Genomic DNA, 24,528 nt, shown 5'->3' on the forward strand with positions numbered 1-24,528 from the left:
TCCCCTGGCCTCATGAGAGATCTGGACGCCGCGACAGTGATCCGGCAGACGGGCTCCAGGCGCTCACCGGCCCGCGTCCCGCTGCGCACCGAGCGTTCGCGCCGGCAGGGTCACCGTCACCGCCAGCCCCTCGCCCGGTGCCGTGCGCACCGCCACCTCGCCGCCGTGGGCCGTCACCACACCCAGCACGATGGCCATGCCGAGGCCGCTGCCCGCGCCGCCGCCCGCGCGGAAGAAGCGGTCGAAGATGCGGGCCGCGTCGTCCTCGGCCAGCCCCGGACCCTCGTCCGCGACACACAGCCGTACGACGCCGTCCGCGCGCTCCAGGCCGAGCCGCACCGGGACATCGGCGGGCGTGTGCGTGCGTACGTTGGCCACGAGGTTGCCGAGGATCTGGCGCAGTCCCGACTCGTCCGCGCTCACCAGGAGCGTGCCGTCGGCGCCCACGGTCACCGGGCGGCCGGGCTGCTGGGCCCGCAGATCCGCGGCCGCGTCCCGCACCAGCGCGCTCAAGTCGACGCTCCTGAAGCGCAGTTCGGGCCGCTGGTCCAGACGGGCCAGGGTCAGGAGTTCGTCGACCAGCCGGCCCATGCGGTCGGCCTCGGCGTTCATCCGCTCCCAGGCGCGCTTGCGTTCGGCCGGTTCGCGCAGCATCCCCTTGTCGTACAGCTGGAGGTAGCCACGGATCGCCGACAGCGGGGTGCGCAGCTCGTGCGAGGCGTCCCCGACGAAGCGGCGCAGCTGGGCCGCGCTGCGTTCGCGGGTCCGGTGGGCCGACTCGACCTGCTGGAGCATGGAGTTGAGGGCCAGCCGCAGCTGCTCGACCTCCTGGGTGGGATGGTGGCTGGAGGGGACACGACGGGTCAGGTCGCCCTCGGCGATGGCCGACGAGGTCTCCACCATGTCCTCCAGCGGCCGCATCCGGCGGCGCACGCTGAACATCGTCAGGACCGCGAGCAGCGCCAACAGCAGGTTGCCGATGGCCAGATCGAGTTTGAGGGCCGCGGCGATGCCCTTGTGCAGCGCGTCGGTCGAGTTGGCGAGCAGCACGTAGGGGCCGTCCGCGAGCCGGATCGCGGTCACCCGGTAGGGGACCCCGCGCACGGTGACGTCGTGCGGTTCCGGGTCCGCGGCGAGGGCCCGCTCGTCGTCCACCGCGGCGGCCAGGGCACGTTGGTTGCGCGTCGGCGTGAAGCCGCCGATGGCGACGGCCTTCCCGTCGCCGTCGACCATGGTGAAGATCGAGTCCGGCTTCGGCGGCTCGTCCGTGGGCGCTACGAACCGGTCGCGGACGACGGCCAGCGTGGTCAGCGAGTCGATCTGCCGCAGGGTGAGCCCTGAACTGCTCAGTGATGCACGCGTCTTGAGCAGCCCGGCGTCGACCTGGCCGAGCAGATAGTGCCGCATGCCCATCAGGCTCACGGCCGTCGCCACGATGATGCCCAGCGCCAGCAGCCCCACGTTCGCCAGCGTGAGCTGGCCGCGCAGGGAGTGGATCCCGTGCCGGCGGCGCGGGTGCCGGACGCTCACGCGAGCCCGTATCCGACGCCCCGCCGGGTGGTGATCACGGGGGCGCCCAGGGCGTCGAGCTTGCGGCGCAGATAGCTGATGTAGGTCTCCACGACGGTCGACTCGGGCGGGGTGTGCTCGTACTGCCAGACATGGCGCAGGAGTTGCTCCTTGGGCACGATCCGGCCGCCGTTGCGCACCAGGAAGCGCAGCAGTGCGTACTCGGTCGGCGTGAGCTCCACACTGCGGCCCGCGCGGTGGACGCAGTACGTCGTCTCGTCCAGCTCCAGATCGCCGTAACGCAGTGGCGGGAGCTGCGGCAGGACGTCGGCGACGCGGGTGCGGCGCAGCACGGCCGTGATCCGGGCGACCACCTCGTCGATGTTGAACGGCTTGGTGATGTAGTCGTCGCCGAAGCCGAGCGCGCCGACGATCTCGGCGGGCGCGTCCCGCGCGGTGAGGAAGACCAGCGCCAAGTCCGGCTGTCGCGTGCGCAGTTCACGGCCGAGCGCGCGGCCGTCGCCGTCCGGGAGCATCACGTCGAGCAGTGCCGCGTCCGGGCGGGTGCGCTCGGCGAGGGCCAGCGCGTCGCGGACGGTGCCCGCGGTCATCACCGCGAACCGGTGGTAGCGCAGGGCGATGGCCAGCACGTCCGCGATGCTCGGCTCGTCCTCGACGACAAGGACGGTGGCCCCCTCGTGGCCCGCCGCGGACGCACCTTCGTGACCGGTCATGTGCCCAGTATCCGCACACCTGTCGGCGCTGCGGGCGGTTGCCGCTTTGGAGTTCCTTGAGAGTCATGGGCGCGTCGTGTCCCCGCGCCGGGGCCCGCCGGGATCCTGGGTTTCAGGACCCGGGGGAACCGATGAAGGAGCGTTGAGCGTGACGACATTGGCACGGTGGTGCTACCGGCACCGGCTGGTGGTCCTGTTGCTGTGGGTGGGGGCCCTGTTCGGTCTGGGGGCGGCCGGTTCGGCCGCCGGGACCGACTACTCGAACGTCTTCTCCCTCCCGGACACGGACTCCACGACCGCGACCGACCTGATGAAGAAGGCCTTCCCGCAGAGCTCGGGCGACACCGACACGGTGGTCTGGAAGGTGGACGGCGGATCCGTACGGGACGAGTCCGTACGGTCCCGGATCGAGCCCGCGCTCGAGAAGATCGGCGGGATGAAGGGGGTCGGTGAGGTCACCGACCCGTACGCCGGTGCCCAGGGCGCGGCGCAGATCAGCGAGAACGGGCGGATCGCCTACGCCCGGATCACCTTCACCGAGCAGGCGAACGGTGTGCCCAAGGAGACGGTGCAGGACGTCGTCCACACCGCCCACGGCGCCGAACGCGCCGGACTCCAGGTCGAGTTGGGCGGCCAGGCGATCACCAGGATCCAGGAGCCGCCCACCGGGACCGCCGAGGTCGTCGGGATCGCGGCCGCGGCCGTGGTCCTCTTCCTCGCCTTCGGTTCGCTGTTCGCGATGGTGCTGCCGATCGTCATCGCGATCGCCGGCGTCGGCTCCGGCCTGATGTCGACGACACTGCTCAGCCATGTGACCGACGTGCCCGAAGTCGCCCCGCTGCTCGGCTCATTGATCGGTCTGGGCGTCGGCATCGACTACGCGCTCTTCATCGTCACCCGGCACCGGCGCGGCATCCTGCGCGGCGCGGCGCCGGAGGACGCGGCGGTCACCGCGCTCAACACCGCCGGCCGGGCCGTGCTGTTCGCCGGCGGCACGGTGTGCATCGCCCTCGCCGGCATGCTGGTGATGAACCTGCGCTTCCTGGACGGCGTGGTCATCGCGACCTCGCTGACCGTGGTCCTGAGCGTCCTGGCGGCGACCACCCTGCTGCCCGCGCTCCTCGGACTGCTCGGCACCAAGGTGCTCAGCCGCCGCCAGCGCCGCCGGCTCGCCGAGACGGGGCCGGAGTCGCAGGAGTCGAGCGGCCTCGCGGCGCGCTGGTCGGCGTACGTCCAACGGCGTCCGCGCTCGACCGCCCTGATGGCGGTCGTGGTGATGGCCGTGCTGGCCATCCCCGTCCTCTCGCTGCGCCTGGGCACCAGCGACCAGGGCAACCAGCCCACCTCCACGACGACACGGCAGGCGTACGACCTGCTCGCCGAGGGTTTCGGACCGGGCTTCAACGGGCCGCTCCAGGTGGTCGTGGAGCGGGGCGACGCGAGCGGACTGGTGTCGGCCATCAAGTCCACCGAGGGGGTGGCGCAGGTGGCCGCGGCCCCGCCCGCGAACGGGATCACCGTCGTCCAGGTCGTGCCCACCACGTCACCGCAGTCCGAGCGGACCGACCAGCTGATCGACCGCCTGCGCGACGAGGTGATCCCCGCGTCGGGCACCCAGGCCCACGTGGGCGGAGTGACGGCGGTCTTCAAGGACTTCGCCGCCGTGACGGGTGACCGGCTGCCGTACTTCGTCGCGACGATCATCGCGCTCGGCTTCCTGCTGCTGCTCGTCGCCTTCCGCTCCCTCGTCGTCCCGCTGACGGCGGCCCTGATGAACCTGATCGCGGCGGCCGCCTCCTTCGGCGTCCTGGTCGCGGTCTTCCAGTGGGGCTGGGGAGCGGAGGCCATGGGCTTCGGCAAGGAGGGCCCGATCACCTCCTTCCTCCCGGTGATCATGCTCTCCCTCCTCTTCGGCCTGTCGATGGACTACCAGGTGTTCCTGGTGAGCCGGATGCACGAGGAGTGGGTGCACACCAAGGACAACGCCCGGGCGGTCCGCGTCGGCCTCGCGGAGACGAGCCGGGTCATCAACTGCGCGGCCCTGATCATGATCTGCGTGTTCTCCGCGTTCGTCCTGAGCGGCGACACGGAGGGCGCGATGGCGGGCATCGGACTCGCGGCGGCGGTCGCACTCGACGCCTTCATCCTCCGTACGGCGCTGGTGCCGGCCGCGATGCATCTGCTCGGGCGCTCCAACTGGTGGCTGCCGGCCGGTCTCGAGAAGCGGCTGCCGCATCTGGCGGTGGAGCCGCGGGAGGAGCCGGAGCCCGTGGCGCCGGCCGCCGGGACAGCGGCGACGGTCGTGCACGGCTTCGTCCGCGGCCCCGAGGGCGACCCGGTCGACGGGGCGGTCATCACCCTGCTGTCCAAGGGCGGGCGCCAGCTGGACCGGGTGACCTCGCTGGCCGACGGCTCGTACATCGTCTCGGTGCCGGCCCCGGGGACGTATCTGCTGGCGGCGACGGCCCCCTCGCACGGATCCCGCGCACGCCATGTGCTGGTGAGCGGGGAACCACTGGTGTACGACGTGGAGCTGACCTCGTCGGACGAGGCGGACGCGGTCCGCTAGAGGTGTGGGACCGGGCGGGACGGCCTCTTCACTCGGGCGTCCCGTCCGTCCGGTCCCGCCCCTTGCCCGCCGGGTCCGGCAGCATCTTCGTCATGCCCGGCAGGAAGTCCGTGAACAGCTCGTGCACCTCGTGGACGAGCGGGCGCAGTACGCGGAAACGGGCCAGGGAGACGCCCCGCGCGGTGAGTCGCGCGCCGCGCTCGGCGAGCCGGTAACTGCGCTCGCGGCCCTCCGTCCGGTCGAAGACCCAGTACAGGACGAGCCCCATCTGGGAGAGCCACATCAACTCCGGCAGCACCTCCCGGAGTTCGTCCGGCACCTTCGACTTGGACCCGGCCAGCACCTCGCGGTGCAGGGCGATGGACTCCTCGCGCGGGCCCTTCGACTCGGCCGAGAAGGGGCTGAGCGGGCTGTCCGGGTCGGCGGCGTTCTTGAAGAACTGGGCGGCGAACTCGTGGTACGGCTCCGCCACGTCCAGCCACACCTTCAGCACCCCGGCGAGCCGCGCCTCCAGGTCCTTCTCGCGGGCCAGGACCGGCCGGACCGCCACCTGGTGCTCGGCGCCGATCCGGTCGTAGAAGCCCTGGATCAGGTGTTCCTTGCCGGCGAAGTAGTAGTACGCGTTGCCGACGGAGACCCCGGCCTCCTTGGCGATGGCCCGCATGGTCGTCTTGTCGTACCCCCGCTCCTGGAACAGCCTGAGGGCGGTCTCCAGGATCAGGGCACGGGTCTGCTCGCTCTTGGCCGGGCTCTTGTCCGAGCCGGCGCCGGGGCCGGTGTCGGAGCTGGTCTCGGGGCCGGTTTCCCGGCCCGCGTCGGGGCTGTCCTCGTTCGGTGCTGGCACGGGAACAGAGCCTAACGAGTGGCGCAGGTGCCGCCGTCACAGCCGGGAGGTGTGAAGACCCACCCGGACTGCGGGTCGTACGACCAGCCGTCACCGTTGTAGTAGGAGCCGCCGCCCCAGCCGGCGGGCCTGGGCTGCTGCGTCTGCCGCCACTTGGCCGCCGCCAGCATCGCCCCCCTGGCGAGCCGGGCCCCGGCCGGGGTGCTCAGCCGGTGGGCGAGTGGCCGGTGTTCGCGCAGCGCCCAGAGGCAGACGATCCAGGCGGCGGAGCCGCGGTAGACCTGGCCGGCGTCTCCGACGACGGTGATCTCGTCGAGGGTGGCCCGGTGGGTGAGCCCCGGGAAGCGGGCCCGCGCCTCCGCGGAGCCCGCCGGCACGAGCCGCAGCGGCACCAGTTGCCGCTGCTTCACCAGCCAGTCGCGCAGGAAGGTGCACAGCGAGCACTGCGCGTCGTAGAGAACCGTGAGCCCGCGGACCGGGACGCGCGGGGCGTCCCGGTCCGGGCCGGCACCGGTGGCCGTCCGGGTCACGGTGTTCACGCCCCGGCCGACGGGGCGACCCAGTCCTGGGGCGCGACGGGCGGCAGCTGCTCGCGCTCCATGACACCCCGGCGCCGGATCTTGTTGAGCACGAAGACGTTCCCCAGGTGCATGACGCCGAGCACCAGCAGCACCACCCCGAGCTTGGTCGACAGGGCCTCGAACACCTCCCGGGTGTTCTCGATGTCGCTGTCCCCACTCAGATACAGCGCGACGAACCCGAGGTTGACGAGATAGAAGCCGACCACCAGCAGGTGGTTCACGGCGTCCGCCAGCTTCTCGTTCCCGTGCAGTACGTCGGAGAGGAAGACCCGCCCGTTCTGGCTCAGCGTCCGAGCCACCCACACCGTCAGCGAGACGCTGACCACCAGATACACGACGTACGCGACGACCGTCAGATCCATGACCCACCCCTTTCGGAAACCCCCGCACGGGGGTCTCACCATGCCCTCGAAGCGCTTCTTGAACGCGTTCAAAAGCTTCTGGGCATGACTGTAGACCTGTTTTTGAACGCGTTCAAGTGGTGATGGATACGGAGGGGTGGTGCGAGTGCGCGGATGCGAGGAGGGTTGCAGGGTGGGTGCATGAACCACGCGAACTCCCAGGAGGCTGGATCCCCATGAAGCGCAGGACTCTCGGCGGCACCGGCATCTCGGTCAGTGAGTACGCGCTCGGCGCGATGATGTTCGGGCCGTGGGGCAACCCGGACCACGACGACGCCGTACGGATCGTCCACGCGGCCCTGGACGCCGGCATCAACTTCGTGGACACCGCCGACATCTACAGCGCCGGTGAGTCCGAGGAGATCGTCGGCAAGGCGCTCAAGGACCGCCGGGGGAGCGTCGTGCTGGCCACCAAGTTCCGGTCGGCCATGGGGGAGGACGCCAACCAGGCCGGCGGCTCCCGTCGCTACATCGTGCGGGCCGTCGAGGACAGCCTCCGGCGCCTGGACACGGACTACATCGACCTCTACCAGATGCACCGCCCCGATCCGCTGACGGACATCGACGAGACCCTTTCGGCTCTGTCCGACCTCGTGCGGTCGGGCAAGGTGCGGGCCATCGGCTCGTCCTCCTTCCCGGCCGAGCAGATCGTGGAGGCCCAGTGGGTCGCCGAGCGGCGGGGGCACGTCCGCTTCCGCACCGAGCAGCCGCCGTACTCGATCCTGGCGCGCGGGGTCGAGGGCACGATCCTGCCCACCGCGCAGAAGTACGGCATGGGCACGCTGACCTGGGGGCCGCTCAGCGCCGGCTGGCTGTCCGGGCGGGACCTGTCGGCGAGCGGCCGGGCGGCCATGGAGAAGAACAAGTTCGACCCGTCCCTGCCGGGCAACGCGGCGAAGCTGGACGCGGTCGCCGAGCTGAAGAAGGTGGCGGCGGACGCGGGACTGACCCTGCCGCACCTGGCCCTGGCGTTCGTACGCACCCACCCGGCCGTCACCTCGGCCATCATCGGCCCGCGCACGATGGACCAGCTCACCGATCTGCTGGCCGGCGCCGACGTCACGCTCGGCGCCGACGTCCTGGACCGCATCGACGCCATCGTCCCGCCCGGCACGGACCTGAACCGGGCCGACAACTACTTCGTGGAGAACCCGGCGCTCTCGGACGCGTCGCTGAGGCGTCGCCGGTAGCGGGGACGCGGTCGCGGTCGCGGTCTCCGGACACGGCACCCGGAACTCGGCCTCCTCCGGGTGCCGCCGGCCGACGGGCTGCCCGGTGCATCCTTCGGCCCGGGTGCTTCCCTCGGCCCGGGTCTGAATACGGGTGATGCCCGGGTGCTTGCCTCGGCCCGGGTCTGAATACGGGTGATGCCCGGGTGCTTCCTTCGGCCCGGATCCGGCCTCAGACCCGGCGCAGCTCCGGCCGCTTGGAGTAGTCCGTGAACCCGACGATGTTGCCCCACGGGTCGGCGACCTCGACGGTCCAGCCGGTGGCCGTGGAGAACGGCTCGTCGAGGGGGCGGATGCCCGCGGTGGTCAGGGCGTCGGCCGTGGCCCTGGCGTCCCTGACCTCCAGCCACACTCGCGGCGAGGCCCACGGCGGCGGCCGGTGACTCAGCTCCTCGTCCAGCCGCAGCAGCACCCCCGGCGTCTCCTTGCCCACCTTCAGCACGGCGATCCCGGCCTCGTCGAGCCGGAATCCGACGGGAAACCCGGCACGCTCGTACCAGGCAACCGCCTCGCCGAGATCACCGACCGGCAGCAGCACATTGTCGAAACCGAGCAGCTCGTACGACTCGTCATCTGACATGCCATCAGGTTAGAACGTCATCTGCGCGCGGCCGGGGACCCGGCCGCGGGGTCACCCGTGTGGCAGCGGCGGGGTTGCCGCCGGCGCGTGCCTGCCCTCAGAACGAACAGAGGCGGCCGCGCCGAGGGTACGGCGCCGCGGGCACGGAAATGGGCCCCGCCCCCGGCCTGAAACCGGGAACGGGGCCCACCTCGCCGTACGGAACGCACGGCTCCGTGCAGGGGATCAGAAGCGGCGCGTGATCAGCGCTCGCTTGACCTCCTGGATCGCCTTCGTGACCTCGATACCGCGAGGGCAGGCGTCCGTGCAGTTGAACGTCGTGCGGCAACGCCACACGCCGTCCTTGTCGTTGAGGATCTCCAGCCGCTGCTCGCCGGCCTCGTCACGCGAGTCGAAGATGAAGCGGTGGGCGTTGACGATCGCGGCCGGACCGAAGTACTGGCCGTCGTTCCAGAACACCGGGCACGAGGAGGTGCAGGCGGCGCAGAGGATGCACTTCGTCGTGTCGTCGAAACGCTCACGGTCCTCGGCGGTCTGCAGTCGCTCGCGCGTCGGCTCGTTGGTGTCCTTCGTGATGAGGAAGGGCATCACGTCGCGGTACGCCTGGAAGAACGGGTCCATGTCGACCACGAGGTCCTTCAGGACCGTCAGACCCTTGATGGGCTCGACCGTGATCGGCTTCTCGGGGTTGATGTCCTTGATCAGCGTCTTGCAGGCAAGGCGGTTCTTGCCGTTGATCCGCATGGCGTCCGAGCCGCAGATGCCGTGCGCGCAGGACCGGCGGAACGTGAGCGATCCGTCCAGCTCCCACTTGATCTTGTGCAGCCCGTCGAGGACGCGCTCCTTGGGGTCGATCTCCAGCTGGAAGTCTTCCCAGATCGCCTCGGCCGCGACCTCCGGGTTGAACCGGCGGACGCGGAACGTGACGGTGATGTACGGGGAGTCGGCGAAGCCGGGCTCCGGCTGGTCAGCCTTGTCCGCCTTGTCCAGGGTCGGGGTAGCCATCAGTACTTACGCTCCATCGGCTGGTAGCGGGTCTGGACGACCGGCTTGTAGTCGAGACGGATGGACTCGGTGCCGTCGTCGCCGACCTCGCGGTACGCCATGGTGTGGCGCATGAAGTTGACGTCGTCGCGGTTGGGGTAGTCCTCGCGGTAGTGACCACCGCGCGACTCCTTGCGGGCGAGTGCGGAGGTGGCCATGACCTCGGCGAGGTCGAGCAGGTTGCCCAGCTCGATGGCCTCCAGGAGGTCGGTGTTGAACCGCCGGCCCTTGTCCTGGATCGAGACGTTCAGGTAGCGCTCGCGCAGCTCGGCGATCTTCTCGACCGCTGTCTTGATCGTCTGCTCGGTGCGGAACACCATCACGTTGGCGTCCATGCACTCCTGCAGCTCCAGGCGCAGCGCGGCGACCCGCTCCGTGCCCGTGGAGTCGCGCAGCCGCTCGACCTGCGCCTCGACCAGCGACGCCGGGTCCGCCGGCAGCTCGACGAAGTCGGCCTTCACCGAGTACTCGGCGGCGGCGATGCCGGCTCGCTTGCCGAACACGTTGATGTCCAGCAGCGAGTTGGTGCCCAGGCGGTTGGCGCCGTGCACCGAGACACAGGCGACCTCGCCGGCGGCGTACAGACCGGGAACCACGGTCGTGTTGTCCGCGAGCACCTCACCCTGGACGTTCGTCGGGATGCCGCCCATCGCGTAGTGCGCGGTGGGCTGGATCGGGATCGGGTCCGTGTAGGGCTCGATACCGAGGTACGTACGGGCGAACTCGGTGATGTCCGGGAGCTTGGCGTCGAGCTGCTCCGGCGGGAGGTGCGTGAGGTCGAGGTAGACGTGGTCGCCCTCGGGACCGCAGCCGCGGCCCTCACGGATCTCCGTGTAGATGGAGCGCGAGACGACGTCACGCGACGCGAGGTCCTTCATGACCGGCGCGTACTTCTCCATGAAGCGCTCGCCGTCCTTGTTGCGGAGGATGCCGCCCTCACCGCGGGCGCCCTCCGTCAGCAGGATGCCCATGCGCCAGATGCCGGTCGGGTGGAACTGGAAGAACTCCATGTCCTCCAGCGGGATGCCGCGGCGGTAGACCGCCGCCTGGCCGTCGCCGGTCAGCGTGTGCGCGTTGGACGTCACCTTGAAGAACTTGCCGGTGCCGCCGGACGCGTAGATCACGGCCTTCGCCTGGAAGACGTGGATCTCGCCGGTCGCCAGCTCGTACGCGACCACACCCGCCGAGCGCTTGACGCCGTCGACCTCGGTGATCAGCTGGTCGAGGACGTAGAACTCGTTGAAGAACTCCACGCCCTCCTTGACGCAGTTCTGGTACAGCGTCTGGAGGATCATGTGGCCGGTGCGGTCCGCGGCGTAGCAGGACCGGCGGACCGGGGCCTCGCCGTGGTTGCGGGAGTGACCGCCGAAGCGGCGCTGGTCGATGGTGCCGTCCGGGGTGCGGTTGAACGGCAGGCCCATCTTCTCCAGGTCGAGGACGGAGTCGATGGCCTCCTTCGCCAGGATCTCGGCGGCGTCCTGGTCGACCAGGTAGTCGCCGCCCTTGATCGTGTCGAAGGTGTGCCACTCCCAGTTGTCCTCCTCCACGTTGGCGAGCGCGGCGGCCATGCCGCCCTGCGCGGCGCCCGTGTGGGAGCGGGTGGGGTACAGCTTCGTCAGCACGGCGGTGCGGCTGCGCTTCGTCGACTCGATGGCGGCGCGCATACCGGCGCCGCCGGCGCCGACGATGACGGTGTCGTACTTGTGGATCTTCATGATTCTCGCAGCCCCGTGCCTAGCGGATGTTCGGGTCGAAGGTGAAGATCACCAGCGTGCCCAGCAGGATGGTGAACACCGTGGCGGTGTAGAGCAGGCCCTTGAGCCACAGCCGGGTGTTCGCGCGCTCCGCGTAGTCGTTGATGACCGTGCGCAGGCCGTTGGCGCCGTGCAGCATCGCGAGCCAGAGCATCGCGAGGTCCCAGACCTGCCACCACGGGGACGCCCAGCGGCCGGCCACGAAGGCGAAGCCGATCTTGGAGACGCCGCCGTCGAGGACGAGCTGGATGAGCAGGTGGCCGAGGACCAGGACGACCAGGACGATGCCGGACAGGCGCATGAAGAGCCAGGCGTACATCTCGAAGTTGCCACGGGTGGACTTCGGGGTCTTCTTGGTGCGCTGCCGCGGGGCCTCGATGAAGGGGGCCGGGTTGTCGACGCTGTACGCCGAGAACTCGCCCGCGCCCTCGACGGGGCCGACACCGGCAGCGCTGGTGGATTCAGTGGTGGACATCTGCGTCAGCTCCCGAAGACAACACGAGCGGCGTGGCCCAGGACGGGGTAGAGCGCCCCGGCCATCAGCACGACCCAGATACCGACGACGGACCAGAGCATCTGCTTCTGGTAGCGCGGGCCCTTCGACCAGAAGTCGACGGCGATGACGCGCAGGCCGTTGAGCGCGTGGAAGAGGATGGCGGCGACGAGGCCGTACTCCAGCAGCGCGACGATCGGGGTCTTGTACGTGGACACGACCTTGTCGTAGTCCTCGGGGGAGACACGGACAAGAGCGGTGTCCAGCACGTGTACGAACAGGAAGAAGAAGATGAGGACGCCGGTGACTCGATGAGCCACCCAGGACCACATTCCTTCCCGGCCGCGGTACAGCGTTCCAGCCGGCACGGAAGAACCCTCCGAAAGCGGGGATTGGGGCCGCGCCGGCTTCTGTGTCGGTCGGGCCCGGCCGGGTACGGTCCACCGGCCCCGGCCATCGTAGCGACGACTTGTCGGAACGCTTACAGCGGGCCCGTCTGTGTGATCAAACAGGCAATCAAACAGGCACGTACGGGCTATCAGGCCGCCCCGAATCGGCCGATTCCGGGCGTGTGGCGCCTGGGGAGGCCGGGTCGACAGGCCCCTCGAACGTCTGTGCAAGACGGGTGATCCGGCCACGGGCGAGTCGCCGGAGTTCCTCGGCCGCGAGGATCCGCTCCTCCTCGGGGTCGTTGGTGAGCCGGGAGCGGATCCCGGCGAGCACCTGGTCGAGGGCCTCCTCCGGGTCGACGTCGTCCACACAGATCACGAAGACATGCCCGAAGCGGCTCTCGTACGCGGCGTGCGCGGCGCTGAGCGCGGTGTGCGCGGCGGAGTAGGCCCCGGCCGGGAGAACCGTGAGGGACTCGCCGGCCAGCGCCTCGGCGAGGTCGGCGGGTGTCAGGTCGTACGCCGCCTCGTCGGCGGCGGCGAGCAGCGCGTCCAGGTCGGGATAGGGCCGGTGGTCGGCCAGGCGCCGGGCCCAGCGGAGGCTGCGGCAGCAGGCGAGGAGCGCGCGCTCGACGACGTCACCGGGCGCGGAATTGAACGGCTCCATACGGACCGGGGACGGCGCCGCGCCCTTCTGCTCGGGAAGTGCGACCTGGCCGGGGAGGCGTGGGTGACGGTGCGAAGGCAGCGTGGGTCCTCGGCGATGGGATCCGGTGACGCCTCGTGGACGTCACGTGTGTGTCGGAAGGGAAACGTGTGAGCGATGTGCCGCCACGTTATCGATGCGGGTCATGAGCTGTCCGACGGACGCCTGATTTTCACCCGCAAGAGAGAGGTTCGGAAAGTGTGGTGGACGTATGGGGCGCAGGCTTAGGTTCACCTGGACGGCGTACAAGGAGGTGTGCGGGAGGTCTCCGTGCCAGGAGGCTTACGAGGGGAACACGACCAGCGTACGAAGCGTGCGCGAGGAGGTGCGCGGGCGATGTACGACCTGGACTGGACCCGGACGGCCGAGGCGAAGGACGGACAGCGGTGAACGCGCGCAGGCGCCGGGCCGCGGCGCGCAGGAGGCGGCCGGCCCTGGTCGCGGCGATAGCGGCCGCGGCCGCCGTGACCCTGGGGGGCGCCGCCGCGGCGACCGTCGCGCTGTGGCCCTCGGGCGACGACGGGGCCACGGGGGCGGGCACGCCCTCGGCCGGCACCGCGATATCGAAGCCGCCCAAGGCGGCCCCCTCCACCTCCCCGTCGCCGAGCCGCTCGTACGCCCTGTCCCGGACGCCCCGCACGATTCCCGCCGTACGGGATCACACCCCCGCCCGCGGCCCCGGCTGGCGCCCGGCCTCGGGCGGCCGCGTGGTCGTGGGCGACGCCGGTCTCGCGGACGAGGGGCGACTGCTGGCCGGCGAGCTCAAGCTGGCGTACGCGGGAGAGACGGCGCCCCGGGACGGCGATGTCGAACTGGGCCTCAACAGCACGGACGCGAACCCGGAGTCGTACACCCTGACGGTGAAGAACCGCCGGGTCACCATCACCGCGCCCGCCCAGGCGGGCGTCTTCTACGGCACCCGCACCCTCAAGCAGGAAGTGCACGACGGCGCCACGGCGCCCGAGGGCGAGGTCCGCGACCAGCCGGCGAAGCCGCGGCGCGGGTTCATGCTCGACATCGCGCGCAAGCACTTCACGGCCGGCTGGATAGAGGACCGGGTCAGGGAACTGGGCGACCTGAAGTTCAACGAGCTGGGCCTGCACTTCTCCGACGACCAGGGCTTCCGGATCCAGTCGGACTCGCATCCGGAGATCGTGTCCAAGGAGCACCTGACCAAGGACGAGGTCCGCAGGATCGTGGCCCTCGCGCAGAGCCGTCACCTCACCGTCGTCCCCGAGATCGACTCACCCGGCCACCTCGGTGCCGTGATCGCCGCGCACCCGGACCTCCAGCTGCGCAATGCGCAGGGGGTCGCCACCCGCGGCGCGGTCGACATCTCCAAACAGGCGTCCGCGGACATCGTCGACGACCTGCTGAACGAGTACGCCGACCTCTTCCCCGGCGGCTACTGGCACCTCGGCGGTGACGAGTACCAGGCGCTCACGGTGTCGAACCCGGCGGCCTCCTACCCGCAGCTGGCCACCGCGGCCGTGAACGCCTACGGCTCGGGCGCGGGGATAGCCGACCTCGCGACCGGCTGGCTCAACGACCGGGCCAAGGTGGTCAGCGGCCACGACCGGACGCCGCGGGCGTGGAACGACGGCTTCTTCAGCGGGGGCAAGGTCCAGGCGGACGGCGACCTCCAGGTCGCGTACTGGACCGGCAAGGAGATCGGCGCCCGCCGGCCGGCCGAGTATCTGAGCGCGGGCCGCAAGGTGCTCAACTACAACGACGAGTACCTCTACTACGTCCTCGGGCAGCCGCAGACCTTCGTCTATCCGACCGGACAGCGCATCTACGAGCAGTGGACCCCGCTGGTTCTGCGCGGCTCCACGCCGGTGTCCCGGCAGTACGACGGGCAGATACTCGGCGGGTCCTTCGCCGTCTGGTGCGATCTCGCCGGGTCGCAGACGCAGGACCAGGTGGCGGCCGGCGTGCGGATGCCGCTGCGGGCGACGGTCCAGAAACTGTGGGACCCGGACAAACCGCCCCTGTCCTGGGCGGACTTCAAGAAGCTGGCGGACCGGCTGGGCTGAGTCCCGGTCGGCGTGCGGCCACGTGGGCCGTGGCGTCCGGCGCGTCCGACAGGGCACGATCGCAATGGGATTGTCCGATTCCCTGGCGAACTCCCGTACGGCTGTGGTGTATTCGGCGCGAGCCGAACCGAGACAGCCGGAGGGGGACGGGCCTATGGGGTACTGGGGCTATTACGTCGTCGGCAGCAGCGGGCGCCCGCTCGCCGAGCTCGACGCGCTGACCGCGGCACCGGGCATGGTGCTGCACACGTCGGCGCCCGACGGGTGGCAGGTGTGGGAGTACCCGGGCGGCGACGGCGACGTCGGCACCATGTACACGCTCGCCCAGGAGTCCGGCGCGCCCGCGCTCTTCGGCTATGTGATGGACAGCGACTGTGTGGCCGTGGAGGCGGCGGCGCCGGAGAGCGGCACCTGGACGACGTGCCTGGCGCGGGACGTCATGGCCGGCTACCTCGGCGTCGACGGCGAGGGCCTCGGTGTCGACGACTACTTCCTGGAGCCGGCCGACGCCGCCGGGCGGGCGGTCGCGTGGGCGGCCGAGGCCGGGCGCACGGTGCCCGTCGAACCGCTGCTCGACGTGCTGTCCAGCGGCCCCGACCCGTTGGCCGAAAACCTCTTCTTCCGGCTCCTCGACCGGCTCGGTGTGGTGCCGCTGTGACACTCCCGGCTCGTCGCACGCAGTAAGGGGAAGTGCGGGCTCCGTAAGAAACAGGCGCCCCGACGAGGGACTTCGTGGAGTCGAAGGAGGCGTTGATGAGCCTGGTGGAGCTGATCGCTCAGGCCGACGAGCGGGGCCTGGCGGCAAGCGGGTTGGCTTGTTTGGATCGCTGTGTTCCGCTGCTCGGCGGCGACGACGAGATCCTGCGCCCCCTGTGGGCGAGCCTGGTGGACGGGGACGCGTGGGAGGGCCGGCTGGAGCAGGCGCGCGCGAAGCTGGACTCCGGCGACCGCGCGCCGACGGGTGCCCGGGTCGGCGCGGACGGCGCTGCGGATCGCGTCCCGGCCGGTCCCGGCCGGCCGGCCTCCGCTGCCGCCGCCCTGCGCGACGAGGACGAGGCCTCCGCGCTCGCCCGCCGGATGCTCGACGCCGTGCCCGCCCAGCCCTCGTTCGCGGGTCTGCGCGCCTGGGCCGACGGGTGCTCCGTGGCTGCCCTGCAGATCCACCGGCTCCTCGACGCGGCCGACGACGGTTCGTCCTCGGTGTCGGCCCGCCGGGAGGGCCGTACGGACGGCATGTCGCCGCTCGTCGCGGCCGAACTGCGGCGCCAGGTCACCATCCTGGAGCTGCTCGCCGACCACGGCGCGGGGGGTCTGCGCCCGGCGCTGGACGTCTGCACGGAAGGGCGTCGCGTACTGCGCGCCGTGGTGTCGCGAAGAGCCCGCGGGCGGGCGTAAACCCCGTTCGCCGAGGGGGTCCTGTGATCGTCCTGCGGGCCGGGGGTGGGGGTCCTGGGCCGGTGTGGCGAACTCCCTTCGGACGCGTGACGAATCCGCCTCGCGCGACGATTCTGCCTGTGTGACTTCTCAGACTGCTCAGCAAGCGACAAGGCCGCATGCCGCGACGAAGCCCATGCGGTGGGCCGCGGACACGGTCGCGACGATGCGCGAAGGAGCGCGGCTGCGACTCGACTACTCGGCGCAGAGCCTGTGGCGGGTCGACCGGCTGATCGAGGAGATACGCCGGGAGGCGGCGCCGTACGCCGCCGTGGAGAGCGTGCTTCGCGGCTTCGGCGCGTACGCGGGCGAGGTCGTCGCCCGGCACACGGGCGCCGAGTGGTGGCAGACGGGCGGCGACCACTGGCTGCGCACGCCCGACGGGCGGCTGTGGGACCCGATCGACGAGGCCCGGCGCTGCTACGCGGGCGACGGCTCGCTCCGGCTGCTGTGCCGGGACGCGGCGGGTCTCGGCAGGGGTTGACGCCTGGCGTGTCAGGGCGAACACCCCTCGCCCCGGCCGGACATACGACGGCCGGGGCCCTGTAGGACAGGACCCCGGCCGGTCGTGCGGTGTCGGTACGGCGTGGGAGCCGTACCGCGTGATGGCGTCGGCGCCGCACCGCGTGACGGTGTCGGCGCCGTGCGCCGTTACGGCGTGAGCACCTGGCCCAGGTGGACCGCCGCCGCCGTGCCCAGCTGGGTGATGCCGTAGTACGCGGACTTGGCCGTGACGACGGAACCGCCCGCCACGGGCACGTACAGCAGCGTGCCGGTGCCCGTGTCCTCGCCCTCCGCGCCGATCATGAGGTCGGCGCAGCCGTCGCCCGTGAGGTCGCTCAGGGAGAGCGCGGAGCCCAGCCTGTCGTCGGTCTCCGTGGAACCCGGGATGTCGGCCGTGTCCTGCGAGAGGGCGACCGAACCGGTGCCGGTGAGGCCCGTCGAGGTGCCCTTGAGCAGCCAGACCGAGCCCGCGTTGGAACGGTTCTTGGCGTCCCGGGTGATGTCCTCGTCCGGAGCGCCGGTGAGGACGTCCGCGTAACCGTCGGCGTTGGAGTCGCCCACCGAGACCGAGGTGCCGAAGGCGTCGCCCGACTCGGCGGCGCCCTCCACGCCCGTGGTGCTCTGGTGGACCGTCGTCAGGCCGGTGGTGGTGAAACCGGTGGACGCGCCCGGGACCATCGTGAGCTGGCCGCCCGCGTGGGCACCGGACTCGGCGGTGTACGGCTGGCCGACGACGATGTCGTCGTAGCCGTTGCCGTTCACGTCACCCGCGGCGATGGAGCGGCCGCCCTTGACGCTGAGCGTGGACACCTTGGACAGACCGAGCGCCTTGGAGCCCTTGAACCAGGTGATCTTGCCGGCGCCGGACGCGTCGCGGTAGGTGAGGGCGACGTCCGCGTACCCGTCCCGGTTGAAGTCGCCGGAGGCGGCGTCCGCGTAGGCGAGGGCGCCGCTGACGGTCGTGATGTCGCCGGCGACCTCGTGGCCGTCGTCGAAGCGTGCCGCCCAGTTGCCGCCGGTGCCGGTGGCCGCGGTGAAGACGTCCGCCTTGCCGTCGGCGTTGAAGTCGCCGACCGCCACCGTCGCGCCGAACTTGGCGCTGTTCGGGTTGTAGTCGTCGCCTAGCGCCATCGTGTCGGCGCCGGTGTCGAACTTGGGTCCGTACAGGATCGTCACCGCGCCGCGGTCCGCGTGCGTGGCGTCGTCCTCGCCGGGCGCGCCGATCGCGAGGTCGGCGACGCCGTCCCCGTTGATGTCGCCCCAGGCGGTGGCCGCGCCCCACTGGTCGCCGGACTCGGCGGCACCCGGGACGCCCGTGCTGCCCTGGTTGAGCTTCAGCTTCGAGCCGGAGACGGGGCCGTTGACCCCGCCGGGCACGAGCGTGAGCCAGCCGCTGCCCTGCTTGGGCGTGGCCGCGACCAGATCGGTGACGCCGTCACCGGTGTAGTCGGCGGTCGGGATCGCGGAGTTCTTGCCGGGGCTCGACGCGTACCGGCGGATCTCGGCGAGCTTGCTGTACAGGTTCTTGCCGGGCGACGTGGTCGTGTCGACGTCCTTGTGCCCCGCGATGGTGTTGAGCGTGGCCTGCTCGCCCTTGTCGTACTTGCCGGTGTCGGCGTCGGCGGTCAGCGTCGCCGAGCCGCTCGGGTCGCCGCCGTACTGGCCGAGCTTCCACGCGGCGAGACGCGCCACCGATTCCACGGCGGCCCTCGACGGCTTGCCCGCGGGCTTCGCCGGCGTGCTGGTCGTGTCGCCCTCGAAGTCGCCGAGGACGGCGACGCCCGTGGAGTCGCCGTTGAAGCCGTACGTGTGCTCGCCGCGCACGGGCAGGTCGACGCCGCCCGCGCGGCCTTCGAAGATCCGGCCGCACTTGTCGACCAGGAAGTTGTAGCCGAGGTCGTTGCGCTTCTCGACCTGGATGTCGTACGCCATCAGACCGCGCACCAGCGATGCCGACTGGGCGCAGCTGTAGTCGTTCGTGCCGCCCGTGTGGTGGACGAAGACCGCGCTGATCCTGTCGATGTACTCCGGCGCGTCCGCCACCGTCGACTCGTCGGCGCCCCAGCGGGCACGGGAGACGACGGGCGGCTCGACGACGGTCGAGGCGCGGGGGGCCGGAGGCGCGGCCGGGCCGTCACTCGCCGAGGCGGATGCGGATGCGGTCGCGCTCACGCTCGCGGAGCTGCCGGGCCCGTCGGACGCGGACTCGGACGGCGTGCCGGAGGCGGTGGCCGTGGCGGGGTCGGTCGGGTCCTTCGCGACGAAGGCGGCGTTGCTCAGCGTGCCGGTGCCCGTCGTGCCGCTGTCCGTCGTGCCGCTCGCCGTGTCGGCCCCGCCGGAAGTGCCGCTGCCGGCCCCCGTGTTCGCGGCCTCGGCCGCGGTCACGCCGGGGTCGACGAGGTTCACCTGGAGTCCCGCGGGCAGCCCGTCGCTCGCGGAGCCGTCGGCGGCGACGACGCGGGCCTCGACCCCGTCGCTCGCCCCGACCCACAGCGGCTGGGAGGCACCGCGCGCGTCCTTCGCCCCCGGCTCGGCGCGGTCGACGGGCCGGAACCCGAGATCGAGGCTCTGCCAGCCGCTCCACTTCCCGGTCGCGCTGCTGCGTGTGCGCACCTGAGCGGTGCCGTCGAGTTCGGTCGCCGCCGCGGTCCAGGAGACCCCGACCAGCGAGAACGCCTCGGTGCTCGTCCTGTCCAGCTCGCGTGCGCCGGCGCCGCCGCTCTTCAGCGCGAGACCGTGCACCGCGACGGGCCGCTTGCCGCGCGCGGCCCCGGCGTTCGCGTCACCGCTCGGATTCGCCACGGCGTACGTCGCGACACCCGCCCCGCCCAGGACGACGGCCCCCAGCGTCAGCCACGTCCGCCGCTTCAGACTCAGCGGCTTGTACGCATGGGTCTTTCGTCGACTCAAATGCCCCACCCCTAGTGAAACTTCCCAACCAGCACACCCGTCGCGCGGGCGACCTTCTATTTGAGCTCACAGGGATGCCCACGTCACCCGCATTAGGTGTGCCGTACATCACTCCGGGCCGAGCGTGACATTCCGCGAGCCGGATCCGCTTGATTTCAAGAGGCATGCGGAGTCGTACGGGGGTGGGACGGATGCGAGGGGAACGCGTGGGGCGGCGGAGCGGGATCGAGATACGGATGCGGTGGCAGGCGGGGGAGTTCGTGCGACAGGTCACGGCACGCAACCGGCTGCCGCTGGACTACTCCGTGGACAGCCTCAGAGTGGTCGACTTCATCGTGGACGGGGTGCGCAAGGGCGAGCCCGAACGGGTGCGGGCGCGGCAGGTGTTGTACGGCCTCGGGGTCTACGTCGGTGAGGTCTTCGTCCGCCGGGCCGGTGGCGCGTGGGTCGAGTTCGACGCGCAGCAGCGGGAGTTGTTCGGCCAGCCGGTCGGGGTGCGGATGCCGGACGGGCGGCTGTGGAATCCGCTCGGCAAGGTGGTGAAGCGCTTCGAGGCCGGGGCGTCCGAATCCGTACGGATGCTCTATCTCCAGGTGCACGGGCGGGCGGCGCGGCCCCTCGGCTGCGGACGGCGGACCGCCTGAGCCAGTCCGGAGCGGCAGCAAGTTGCCCTGCGGGCAAGGCTTCTGACGAGCTGTGACATTTATCCGGGGCCGGACGCTGATGACCATGGGGGGTGTGTGGACACGGTCGGCCGTGTCACTCGGTGTGCATCCGTGACGACTCGGTACGAACGAGGACAGTGTTGGGCCAGGGAGGGGAACCCCGCCGCGTGCACGCGTACGACGGGCAGTTGGGTACGGCCGTCGCGCGGGCGCAGGAGGGGGACGAGGCCGCGTTCGCGGTCGCGTACCGGATCGTGCAGCCCGGACTGCTCGGATATCTGCGGGGACTCGTCGGGGACGAGGCGGAGGACGTGGCGTCCGACGCCTGGCTGGAGATAGCGCGGGATCTGGGGCGCTTCAGGGGCGACGGGGCCGGGTTCCGGGGCTGGACGGCGACCATCGCCCGGCACCGGGCGCTCGACCATCTGCGCCGGCTCCGGGTCCGGCCCCGGGCGACCGCGCTCGAGCAGGACCTCCTGGAGCTTCCCGGGACCCACAGCACGCAGGACCAGGCCCTGGAGTCGCTCTCCACCGAGTACGCCCTGGAGCTGGTCGCCGGACTGCCCCGCGACCAGGCCGAGGCCGTGCTGCTGCGGGTGGTGGTCGGCCTCGACGGTCCCGCCGCCGCGCGCGTCCTCGGCAAGCGCCCCGGCGCGGTCCGCACCGCCGCCCACCGCGGCCTGAAACGGCTCGGCCGGCAGCTCGACGCCGAAGGTGTGACGCCTGAGGGCCCCAGGACGCTGGGGGAGTCGGGATGACCGCGAGGAAATCGACGGCCAGGAACGGATACGGACATGGGTGAACGGCAGAGCGACGGGAAGGCGCCCGCACGCCGGGCCGCCCCCCGGGCTGCCTCCCGCCCGGCGGGCCCGCACCCGGCTCCCCAGGGCACCGGGCCCGGCTTTCCTGACGCCGGGCCCTCTCTTGACCTGGGGCCCGCGCTGGACGCCCTGGTCGCCGCCGTGCGGGGCGGTCCGGTGGATCCGGAGGCGGAGGGGCGGGCGATCGCGGCGTTCCGGGCCGCGCGGGAGCAGGGAACGCACGCGGACCGGAGCCGGCGGCGGGACGACTGGCGGCCGCGGGAACAGCGCCGGGCGAGCCGCTCCTTGCGGGCGGCGCTCGCGGCGCTGATCGCCGGTCTGGCCCTGGGCGGAGTCGCCTTCGCGGGCATCGGGCCGGCCGGTCTGTCGTTCGACGACGGGCGGCGAGGGGGCGGGCCGTCCAGCGGCACCACGCAGCCCGCCGAGCCACCGGGAACGTCGGCCGGCCCCACCGGCACGAACCCCCTCGGCCGTTCCCCGGCCCCCCAGGACACCGAGGAGAAGAAGCCCGCGAAGCCCGAGAAGGAGAAGAAGCCCAAGAAGGAGAAGAAAGACAAGCAAGGCAAGCAAGACAAGAAAGACAAGAAAGACAAGAAACAGAAGAAGAAGGACGAGGAGGCCGGGGTGGCCGGGGAAACCGAGGCATCGGAATCGGCCAAGCCGACCGGGACGATCGAGCCGAAGAAGCCGAAGAGCGGCACCGTCACGACGCAGTAGCCCGCTCGTCGGCCGGCGGAAGCGGAATGCGTACGGGACCCCTCCGCCACCGGGCGCACCGCCCCCGCCCGGCGAACGCCGCGCGGCTTCCGGCCGAAGTGGGGCAAGGGGAGAGCCCGTTCAGGAACCGGCCCGTCACTCCGGCCCGATGGGGCCACCCCGCCGCAAGCGGACGGCTCGCGGACGAGTCGATGCAGGTCAACTGGTGGGCGTGCGCGGGCGGGCCGACCTCGCGGATGCCGTCCGAGGCGTGCGTCCGGCCACCGTGCCGATGGCAACGGCCGGGGCCGCCACCCCCCACAGGAGAGGCCCCGGCCGTCGCGCGGCACGGGCCGCGCGGCCCGTACTCTCTACAGCGCCGTGCATGCGCTTTGTGTCACACCACACTGCATCACGGGTTAGTTGCATCTTGTACGGACATGGACGGAGAGCGGTTTCAAGCCGTAACGTTCCTTTCGCGCCGGACTGCGGCACAGGGAACGCTCAGGAACGGGCCCCACGACCGCGGCGACCATCAAGTGAGAGACCACGACGGCGAGAACCCGGTCCGCGAGAGCGGTGCCGGCCGAGGCGCAAGAGGGGCGCGGTGCTGGGGGACGACGCGGAGCTGACCGCCGCGGTGCTTGCGGCACAGGCCGGGGACGAGACCGCGTTCCGGACTGTGTACCGCGCCGTGCACCCGCGGCTGCTCGGGTACGTACGGACACTGGTCGGCGACCCGGACGCCGAGGACGTGACGTCCGAGGCCTGGCTGCAGATAGCCCGGGACCTGGACCGGTTCAGCGGCGATGCCGACCGGTTCCGCGGCTGGGCCGCCCGGATCGCCCGCAACCGCGCACTCGACCACATCCGGATGCGTGGGCGCCGTCCCGCGATCGGCGGCGACGAGACCGAGTTGACCGGGAAGGCCGCCGAGTCGGACACCGCGGGCGAGGCCATCGAGGCCCTGGCCACCGGCAGCACCCTCTCGCTCATCGCCCAGCTCCCGCAGGACCAGGCCGAGGCCGTCGTGCTGCGGGTCGTCGTCGGCCTCGACGCCAAGACCGCGGCCGAGACCCTCGGCAAGCGCCCCGGTGCCGTCCGCACGGCCGCGCACCGCGGTCTGAAGCGGCTCGCGGAGCTCCTCGGCGCGGATGCGGAATCCGCGGAGGCGCTCGGCGCCGTACCCCCACAGAGAGAACCGTGCACACGCGCGGTGACGTCTGCCGGTGTGACGCATACGCGCGCGCGGACGCAGAAGGACATGTGATGGCCGACGAGCAGTACAAGTGGCTGGACCGCGACGCCGCGGAGCGTCTGTTGCGCGGAGAGCCGCTGGAAGCCGTCGACGCCGACGCCCGCAAGCAGGCGGACCGGCTGGCCGAAGCCCTGGGCACCCTGGCCGCCGAAGCCGCGCTGAGCAGCGCCGAACTCCCGGGAGAGGCCGCCGCGTTGGCCGCTTTCCGCGGTGCGCGCACGGGCCGCGACGGCGAGGAGGCGTTCCTCGGCCGCCGGGGCCGTACGCGCTCCGCCGCCCACTCCGGTGACGCCGGTCTGATCCGGCTCGGACGTTCCGGGCCCGGTGGCCGGCGGGCCCACTGGGGCCGGCCGGTGCGGATCGGACTCGCCGCCGCGCTGGCCGCCGGGATGATCGGCGGAGTCGCCGTGGCGGCCGGAACCGGAGCGCTGCCGACTCCGTTCCGTGATCACGCGCCGACGCCCGGGACTTCGGTTTCCGCAGCCGTCACGTCCGAGCAGCCGCTCCTGTCGCCGTCGCCCGGTGCCACGGCGGAGGGCGGAGTCGGTGCGCCGACGCCGGACGGCACCACGAACGGCCCGACCGCCGGCGGCTCCGCGTCCGACGAGGCCGAGGACGGCGGCGTCGCGAGCGGCCGGCCGGGTGCGAGCGGCCGCGGCAAGTCCGGCCGCTACGGCAAGTGGCGCGGCCTGCTGTCGTCCTGCCGGGACTTCCGCAGGGGCAAGGAGCTGGACCGGGAGCGCAGACGCGCCCTGGAGGACGCGGCCCAGGGTTCCTCGCGCGTACGGAAGTACTGCGAGGCCGTGCTGGGGGGCGACGATCACCGCTCGGACGGTGACGAGGACCGCGACAAGAAATCCGGCAAGAGCGGCAAAGGCGACAAGGCCGACAGCAACCACATATTCCGGGGCACCGGTGACCATGCCGGCGACGCCGGGGTGCTGACGCCCGCGCCCACCGTCGTCGGCCTGGCCAAGTCGCTGACCACCCCGAAGGCTTCCCCGGGCGCCACATCACCGGCCGGCCCGAACCCGTCGCCGCCGTACAGCGCGCTGCCGCTGCCGTGACCCTCCTGAGCTGGGAGAACCCTCCGGGTCGACCGGCAGGAAGCCGCTGACCAGCGGTTTCGTATTTCTCTCAGCTTTCTCCGGCCCGGGTGTGACATTTTCGGCCGCCATGGCGCAGTAATGAGTGAGCCGACTGGTCATCGGCCGTCGCATCGAGCCGGGGTTCCCCCCGTACCCACGGCTTGGTGCACCCAGGCGGGGGGGGGGGGGGGGGGCCTCCTCCCCCCCCCCCCCCCCCCCCCCCCCCCCCCCCCCCCCCCCCCCCCCCCCCCACCACCCCCCCCCCCCCCCCCCCCCCCCCACA

General features: G+C 71.6%; 23 protein-coding genes. 11 read left to right on the forward strand and 12 right to left on the reverse strand.

The window, feature by feature from the left end; genetic code table 11:
• Positions 1-63: 63 nt before the first annotated feature.
• Both ACFWM2_RS14805 and ACFWM2_RS14810 read right to left on the reverse strand, forming a co-directional pair.
• Complete coding sequence (locus ACFWM2_RS14805) at positions 64-1,530, reverse strand: ATP-binding protein (protein WP_383278411.1); 1,467 nt, start codon at positions 1,528-1,530, stop codon at positions 64-66.
• Entirely contained in the window at positions 1,527-2,243 is a 717-nt protein-coding gene (locus ACFWM2_RS14810; protein ID WP_383278414.1) for a response regulator transcription factor, read from the reverse strand. Before ACFWM2_RS14810 ends, ACFWM2_RS14805 begins: the two co-directional genes overlap by 4 nt.
• A gap of 157 nt (positions 2,244-2,400) precedes the next feature.
• Here ACFWM2_RS14810 and ACFWM2_RS14815 point away from each other — a divergent pair, with 157 nt between their 5' ends.
• Entirely contained in the window at positions 2,401-4,812 is a 2,412-nt protein-coding gene (locus ACFWM2_RS14815; protein ID WP_383279729.1) for an MMPL family transporter, read from the forward strand.
• Between the two features lie 28 nt (positions 4,813-4,840).
• On the opposite strand, the gene ACFWM2_RS14820 is transcribed toward ACFWM2_RS14815, so the two are convergent.
• Genes ACFWM2_RS14820 through ACFWM2_RS14830 form a run of 3 tightly spaced genes read right to left on the reverse strand, consistent with a single transcriptional unit; the run spans position 4,841 to position 6,599 of the window.
• A complete protein-coding gene (locus ACFWM2_RS14820; protein ID WP_383278417.1) occupies positions 4,841-5,656 on the reverse strand; it encodes a TetR family transcriptional regulator in 816 nt (271 codons plus the stop codon).
• A gap of 11 nt (positions 5,657-5,667) precedes the next feature.
• Positions 5,668-6,195, reverse strand: a complete 528-nt coding sequence (locus ACFWM2_RS14825; protein WP_383278420.1) for a thiol-disulfide oxidoreductase DCC family protein — start codon at positions 6,193-6,195, stop codon at positions 5,668-5,670.
• Positions 6,192-6,599 carry a hypothetical protein gene (locus ACFWM2_RS14830; protein WP_383278423.1) on the reverse strand — a complete coding sequence of 136 codons (408 nt, stop codon included), beginning with the start codon at positions 6,597-6,599 and terminating at the stop codon, positions 6,192-6,194. The genes ACFWM2_RS14825 and ACFWM2_RS14830 overlap by 4 nt, the downstream gene beginning before the upstream one ends.
• A 215-nt stretch (positions 6,600-6,814) precedes the next feature.
• Here ACFWM2_RS14830 and ACFWM2_RS14835 point away from each other — a divergent pair, with 215 nt between their 5' ends.
• Positions 6,815-7,828 (forward strand): aldo/keto reductase, encoded by a 1,014-nt coding sequence (locus tag ACFWM2_RS14835; protein ID WP_383278426.1) that lies wholly within the window; start codon positions 6,815-6,817, stop codon positions 7,826-7,828.
• Positions 7,829-8,039: 211 nt separating this feature from the next.
• On the opposite strand, the gene ACFWM2_RS14840 is transcribed toward ACFWM2_RS14835, so the two are convergent.
• From ACFWM2_RS14840 to ACFWM2_RS14865, 6 genes are all read right to left on the reverse strand, one after another.
• Entirely contained in the window at positions 8,040-8,447 is a 408-nt protein-coding gene (locus tag ACFWM2_RS14840) for a VOC family protein (RefSeq protein WP_383278429.1), read from the reverse strand.
• Positions 8,448-8,672: 225 nt separating this feature from the next.
• Complete coding sequence (locus ACFWM2_RS14845; protein ID WP_383278432.1) at positions 8,673-9,452, reverse strand: succinate dehydrogenase iron-sulfur subunit; 780 nt, start codon at positions 9,450-9,452, stop codon at positions 8,673-8,675.
• Positions 9,452-11,206, reverse strand: a complete 1,755-nt coding sequence (gene sdhA / locus ACFWM2_RS14850; RefSeq protein ID WP_383278434.1) for a succinate dehydrogenase flavoprotein subunit — start codon at positions 11,204-11,206, stop codon at positions 9,452-9,454. Before sdhA ends, ACFWM2_RS14845 begins: the two co-directional genes overlap by 1 nt.
• A gap of 19 nt (positions 11,207-11,225) precedes the next feature.
• Entirely contained in the window at positions 11,226-11,720 is a 495-nt protein-coding gene (locus tag ACFWM2_RS14855; RefSeq protein WP_383278437.1) for a succinate dehydrogenase hydrophobic membrane anchor subunit, read from the reverse strand.
• A 5-nt stretch (positions 11,721-11,725) separates the two neighbouring features.
• Positions 11,726-12,106 (reverse strand): succinate dehydrogenase, cytochrome b556 subunit, encoded by a 381-nt coding sequence (sdhC, locus tag ACFWM2_RS14860; RefSeq protein WP_383278440.1) that lies wholly within the window; start codon positions 12,104-12,106, stop codon positions 11,726-11,728.
• 148 nt (positions 12,107-12,254) lie between these two features.
• On the reverse strand, positions 12,255-12,794 hold the full coding sequence (locus tag ACFWM2_RS14865) for a 2-oxo-4-hydroxy-4-carboxy-5-ureidoimidazoline decarboxylase (RefSeq protein WP_383278443.1): 540 nt from the start codon (positions 12,792-12,794) through the stop codon (positions 12,255-12,257).
• 425 nt (positions 12,795-13,219) lie between these two features.
• Here ACFWM2_RS14865 and ACFWM2_RS14870 point away from each other — a divergent pair, with 425 nt between their 5' ends.
• From ACFWM2_RS14870 to ACFWM2_RS14885, 4 genes are all read left to right on the forward strand, one after another.
• Positions 13,220-14,869, forward strand: a complete 1,650-nt coding sequence (locus tag ACFWM2_RS14870) for a glycoside hydrolase family 20 protein (protein WP_383278446.1) — start codon at positions 13,220-13,222, stop codon at positions 14,867-14,869.
• A 154-nt stretch (positions 14,870-15,023) separates the two neighbouring features.
• Positions 15,024-15,527 (forward strand): hypothetical protein, encoded by a 504-nt coding sequence (locus tag ACFWM2_RS14875; RefSeq protein WP_383278449.1) that lies wholly within the window; start codon positions 15,024-15,026, stop codon positions 15,525-15,527.
• A gap of 95 nt (positions 15,528-15,622) precedes the next feature.
• On the forward strand, positions 15,623-16,264 hold the full coding sequence (locus ACFWM2_RS14880) for a hypothetical protein (protein WP_383278452.1): 642 nt from the start codon (positions 15,623-15,625) through the stop codon (positions 16,262-16,264).
• A 175-nt stretch (positions 16,265-16,439) separates the two neighbouring features.
• Positions 16,440-16,787, forward strand: coding sequence for a hypothetical protein (locus ACFWM2_RS14885; RefSeq protein WP_383278455.1), 348 nt, complete (start codon positions 16,440-16,442; stop codon positions 16,785-16,787).
• 167 nt (positions 16,788-16,954) lie between these two features.
• Here the strand turns inward: ACFWM2_RS14885 and ACFWM2_RS14890 are convergent, their stop codons facing one another.
• Entirely contained in the window at positions 16,955-19,726 is a 2,772-nt protein-coding gene (locus ACFWM2_RS14890) for an FG-GAP-like repeat-containing protein (RefSeq protein ID WP_383278458.1), read from the reverse strand.
• A gap of 182 nt (positions 19,727-19,908) precedes the next feature.
• Here ACFWM2_RS14890 and ACFWM2_RS14895 point away from each other — a divergent pair, with 182 nt between their 5' ends.
• The 5 genes from ACFWM2_RS14895 to ACFWM2_RS14915 all read left to right on the forward strand — a co-directional run bounded on the left by ACFWM2_RS14895 (position 19,909) and on the right by ACFWM2_RS14915 (position 24,224).
• Positions 19,909-20,361, forward strand: coding sequence for a hypothetical protein (locus tag ACFWM2_RS14895; protein ID WP_383278461.1), 453 nt, complete (start codon positions 19,909-19,911; stop codon positions 20,359-20,361).
• Between the two features lie 161 nt (positions 20,362-20,522).
• Complete coding sequence (locus ACFWM2_RS14900; protein ID WP_383279732.1) at positions 20,523-21,140, forward strand: RNA polymerase sigma factor; 618 nt, start codon at positions 20,523-20,525, stop codon at positions 21,138-21,140.
• Positions 21,141-21,176: 36 nt separating this feature from the next.
• Positions 21,177-21,920, forward strand: coding sequence for a hypothetical protein (locus ACFWM2_RS14905; protein ID WP_383278464.1), 744 nt, complete (start codon positions 21,177-21,179; stop codon positions 21,918-21,920).
• Positions 21,921-22,506: 586 nt separating this feature from the next.
• The gene (locus ACFWM2_RS14910) at positions 22,507-23,169 is read left to right on the forward strand and encodes an RNA polymerase sigma factor (RefSeq protein WP_383278467.1); all 663 of its coding nucleotides are present in this window, start codon (positions 22,507-22,509) and stop codon (positions 23,167-23,169) included.
• Complete coding sequence (locus ACFWM2_RS14915; protein ID WP_383278470.1) at positions 23,169-24,224, forward strand: hypothetical protein; 1,056 nt, start codon at positions 23,169-23,171, stop codon at positions 24,222-24,224. The genes ACFWM2_RS14910 and ACFWM2_RS14915 overlap by 1 nt, the downstream gene beginning before the upstream one ends.
• Positions 24,225-24,528: the final 304 nt, after the last annotated feature.

Origin of the sequence: Streptomyces sp. NPDC058371 (assembly GCF_042723265.1) — a bacterium.
Taxonomy (GTDB): domain Bacteria; phylum Actinomycetota; class Actinomycetes; order Streptomycetales; family Streptomycetaceae; genus Streptomyces.